This is a genomic window from Bacillus sp. LR_5, from assembly GCF_042709275.1.
The window spans coordinates 1-1,161 of record NZ_JAVAXX010000609.1 but is presented as its reverse complement, the minus strand read 5'-3'; the positions used below and the strand labels follow the sequence as shown (position 1 = coordinate 1,161).

1 protein-coding gene and 1 pseudogene are annotated in these 1,161 nt (G+C 39.2%); both read left to right on the top strand.

Annotation, left to right across the window (positions count from 1 at the left end; all coding sequences use genetic code 11):
* Positions 1-182: 182 nt before the first annotated feature.
* Complete coding sequence (rpsB, locus tag RAC86_RS38920) at positions 183-923, top strand: 30S ribosomal protein S2 (RefSeq protein WP_072566278.1); 741 nt, start codon at positions 183-185, stop codon at positions 921-923.
* Positions 924-1,024: 101 nt separating this feature from the next.
* Positions 1,025-1,161 (top strand): annotated as a pseudogene (locus tag RAC86_RS38915) (translation elongation factor Ts); the annotation flags it as partial.

The following is a 1,161-nucleotide window of genomic DNA, read 5'->3' as shown; positions in this document are numbered from 1 at the left end:
TTTTTAAAATTTCGCTCCAAAGGTGTAAAGGATTCTTGATTGTCGGATAAAGCTGTGTTATATTATGTCTTGGTGTTAAATACACACGCTTAACGATTTATGCAGAGGGTGCTGCAGGCGGCAGTTCTGCACAAAAATGACCTAAGCGGAGGAAAAAAACCATTATATTAGGAGGAAATAACATGTCAGTCATTTCTATGAAGCAATTGCTTGAAGCTGGTGTTCACTTCGGTCACCAAACACGCCGTTGGAACCCAAAAATGAAGCGTTACATTTTCACGGAGCGTAACGGAATCTACATCATTGACCTTCAAAAAACAGTCAAAAAAGTAGAGGAAGCTTACAACTTCACTAAAAATCTTGCTGCTGATGGCGGGAAAATCCTTTTCGTCGGAACAAAAAAACAAGCTCAAGATTCTGTTAAAGAAGAAGCTCAGCGCTCTGGCATGTACTATGTCAACCAACGCTGGTTGGGCGGTACATTAACAAACTTTGAAACAATCCAAAAACGTATTAAACGTCTTAAAGACATTGAAAAAATGCAAGAAAACGGTACGTTTGATGTACTTCCTAAAAAAGAAGTCGTTCAATTGAAAAAAGAATTAGAGCGTCTTGAAAAATTCCTAGGCGGAATTAAAGATATGAAGGATCTTCCTGATGCATTATTCATCATCGATCCTCGTAAAGAGCGCATCGCTGTTGCGGAAGCTCGCAAATTAAACATCCCTATCATCGGTATCGTAGATACTAACTGTGATCCAGATGAAATCGATGTTGTAATCCCAGCGAACGATGACGCTATCCGCGCTGTTAAACTTCTAACTTCTAAAATGGCAGATGCAATCTTAGAAGCGAAGCAAGGCGAAGAAGAAGCGGAAGTTGCTGAAGAAACTGCACCAGAAACAGAAACAACAACTGCGTAACCTATTCAAAAGGTGATAAGAGGGACTGCCTTTTATCACCTTTTTTCAAGAAAAATGTGTAATATACATACTCTTGTTTTAACATATAAGGAGGAATACAAATGGCAATTACTGCACAGCAAGTAAAAGAACTGCGTGAAAAAACTGGCGCGGGCATGATGGATTGTAAAAAAGCGTTAACTGAAACTGACGGAGATATGGACAAAGCAATTGACCTTTTAAGAGAAAAAGGGATTGC

Bases quoted from the DNA above. Each gene is read 5' to 3' on its own strand.
- rpsB (WP_072566278.1), top strand. From the start codon at position 183: ATGTCAGTCATTTCTATGAAGCAATTGCTTGAAGCTGGTGTTCACTTC.